Below are 3,161 nucleotides of genomic sequence, written 5' to 3' on the forward strand. Positions count from 1 at the left end.
AAAGAAAAAAGAACTGTTTGAGCTTTTGGAACATATTTCAAGTTAAATTCATTTATTCATATTAAAATAATCTATTTTCAAAAGCGAGTTTTCTTTTTTCTTTATAAGAAAGTTTTGCGTAAGCGGGAGTGCAGAGGTATGGCGTCTGATACCTCTGCGTTAAAAAATTAATATAAATAGAATTTAGGAGAAAAAATGAATACAAATATTTCTGATGATGTTATTATAAAAGTTGAAGATTTGACGATAGCCTACGAGGATAAACCTGTTTTATGGGATATTGAACTGGGAATAAAAAAAGGTATTCTTATGGCTATTGTTGGACCAAATGGAGCGGGAAAATCTACTTTAATCAAGGCTATGCTTGATTTGATAAAGCCTATTACTGGAGAGGTTAGATTTTATGACGAAAAATACAGCAAAGTACGTGATAAAATAGCGTATGTGCCTCAAAGAGGTAGTGTTGACTGGGATTTTCCTACTACTGTGTTTGATGTTGTGGAAATGGGACGTTACGGGAAAGTTGGATGGTTAAAGAAAGTTAGAAAAATTGATAAGGAAAAGACTAAGGAAGCTATTCATAAAGTCGAAATGGATGAGTTTTCAGATAGACAGATAAGCCAGTTATCTGGTGGACAGCAGCAAAGGGTATTTCTAGCACGGGCATTGGTACAGGATGCAGAGATATACTTTATGGATGAACCATTTCAAGGAGTTGATAGCAAAACCGAAAAATCTATTATAAATATTCTAAAAAAATTACGTGATGAAAAAAAGACAGTAATTGTTGTTCACCACGATTTACAGACAGTAAAGGATTATTTTGACTATGTAACATTTATAAATGTTTCTGTTGTAGCTTCCGGACCTGTAGAAGAAATTTTTACTCCAGAAAACATTGAAAAAACATATAAAAGTAAAAAAACAGTTCAAAATAGTGTAAAGGAGGATTAATAAATGAATATGTTAAATCTTCTTATAACTGACCATACCTTTAGAACAGTTGCACTTGGATGTTCGTTACTTGGAATGGTTTCTGGAATACTTGGATGTTTTGCCGTTTTACGAAAACAAAGTTTATTGGGAGATGCAGTTTCTCATGCTTCACTTCCCGGAGTTTGTTTGGCCTTTTTATTTACAAACGTGAAAAATACAGAAGTTTTACTGCTAGGTGCTTTAATAACAGGAATTGTATGTATCGGTTTGATTCAACTGATTCAAAATTATACAAAAATAAAATTTGATAGTGCTTTGGCGTTGATTTTATCGGTATTTTTTGGGTTAGGGTTAGTTTTACTTTCTTATTTGAATAAATTGCCAGGTGCAAATAAATCGGGATTAAATAAATTTATTTTTGGACAAGCGTCAACATTTATTAAAAGAGATGTAAATATTATTCTCATTACAGGGATTGTTCTTCTAATTATAATTATTCTTTTCTGGAAGGAATTTAAAATTGTTTCATTTGACTCTGATTTTGCCAAAACATTGGGATTTCCAAGCAAGAAAATCGAAATATTAATTTCCATATTGATTGTAACTACTGTAATAATAGGTATTCAGGCAGCAGGAGTAATATTAATAAGTGCAATGCTTATTTCTCCAGCAGTTGCAGCACGGCAATGGACAGACAAACTTTCAATTATGGTAATTTTAGCGGCATTTTTTGGAGGAATATCAGGTCTGCTTGGAACTTTGATAAGTATAAGTGAAAGCAATTTACCAACTGGACCTGTTATCGTTATAATTATAAGTATAATCGTAGTTATTAGCATTCTTTTCTCAAACAAAAGAGGGATTGTATTTAAAATTATAAGAAATCAGAAAAGAAAAAAAGAATTTAGAGAAAAACTTAAAAATAAAAAAAATGAATCAAATAATTTAAAAATAAATAACTTGGAAAGGGGGAAATAAATTATGGGTTTTTCGTTGGAAATACAGCTTATCGCAATAATGGTGGCAAGTGCCTGCTCTATTTTAGGAACATTTCTGGTTTTAAAAAGTATGGCAATGGTTTCAGATGCGATTACGCACACTATCTTACTTGGAATTGTAGTGGCATTTTTTGCAGTTCATGATTTGAACTCCCCTTTGTTAATTGTTGGTGCGGGAATAGTTGGCGTTTTAACAGTTTACCTTGTGGAACTTCTTAATTCGACAAGACTTGTTAAGGAGGATTCAGCAATTGGGGTAGTTTTTCCGCTGTTATTCAGTATCGCTGTAATTTTAATTTCAAAATATGCTGGAAATGTGCATTTGGATGTTGATTCGGTATTGTTGGGAGAACTGGCATTTGCTCCATTTAATAGGGTAGAAATATTTGGTTTTAGTGTTGCTAAAGGATTGGTTACGACTTTTGTAATATTTTTAATAAATTTATCTTTTGTCGTTATTTTTTTCAAGGAATTAAAAATTTCGGTATTTGATAAAGCTCTTGCAATAACACTTGGAATGAAGCCAATATTAATTCATTACATTCTAATGTCGCTTGTGTCAATGACAGCAGTATCCTCATTTGAGGCAGTAGGTTCAATACTGGTAGTTGCATTTATGATAGGCCCTCCAATTACAGCATATCTATTGACTGACAAGCTAAAAGTAATGATAGGGTTAAGTATTCTTCTAGGAGCAGTTGCAAGTATTATAGGATTCCATTTTGCACGATTCTTTGATATTTCAATTGCTGGAAGCATTGCAGTAATGATAGGTGTCATTTTTCTAATGACCTTGATTTTCTCGCCTAAAAAAGGGCTAATTTTCACAATAAGACGTAAAAAAAGCCAAAAAATGACTTTTTCTGTAAGAATACTTCTGATTCATCTATCCAATCATACTAACACAAAACAGGAAAAAGATGAATGTGGAATTGACACTATTGATAATCACTTACGTTGGAATAAAATCTTCTTGAATAAAGTTATTGAAAAAGCTAAAAAGGAAAAATATATTTATGTTGATAGCAGAGTTTATAAACTTTCTGAAAAAGGAGAAAAATATTTACTAAATATGTAGTTATATATAGCCAACTTATTCAAAAATATTAAATTGACTATAAATACAATATCTTCTACTCTTATTTCAAACTATAATCACTGCAATATTTTAAAGATTGGTTTCTATAAAATAAAGAAATCAGTCTTTTTTTTATAAAATTTTATATT

At 31.0% G+C, this 3,161-nt stretch carries 3 protein-coding genes; all 3 read left to right on the top strand.

Annotated features, from left to right (window positions below; genetic code table 11):
- Positions 1 to 195 precede the first annotated feature (195 nt).
- The 3 genes from Q0370_RS02705 to Q0370_RS02715 are packed head-to-tail and all read left to right on the top strand — an operon-like array spanning position 196 to position 3,012.
- Complete coding sequence (locus Q0370_RS02705) at positions 196 to 954, top strand: metal ABC transporter ATP-binding protein (RefSeq protein ID WP_299571785.1); 759 nt, start codon at positions 196 to 198, stop codon at positions 952 to 954.
- Between the two features lie 3 nt (positions 955 to 957).
- Positions 958 to 1,914 carry a metal ABC transporter permease gene (locus Q0370_RS02710; protein ID WP_299571787.1) on the top strand — a complete coding sequence of 319 codons (957 nt, stop codon included), beginning with the start codon at positions 958 to 960 and terminating at the stop codon, positions 1,912 to 1,914.
- Between the two features lie 3 nt (positions 1,915 to 1,917).
- Positions 1,918 to 3,012 (top strand): metal ABC transporter permease, encoded by a 1,095-nt coding sequence (locus Q0370_RS02715; RefSeq protein ID WP_299571789.1) that lies wholly within the window; start codon positions 1,918 to 1,920, stop codon positions 3,010 to 3,012.
- Positions 3,013 to 3,161: the final 149 nt, after the last annotated feature.

It is taken from the genome of uncultured Leptotrichia sp., assembly GCF_938036635.1.
In the GTDB taxonomy this organism is placed as follows: Bacteria; Fusobacteriota; Fusobacteriia; order Fusobacteriales; family Leptotrichiaceae; genus Leptotrichia; species Leptotrichia hongkongensis.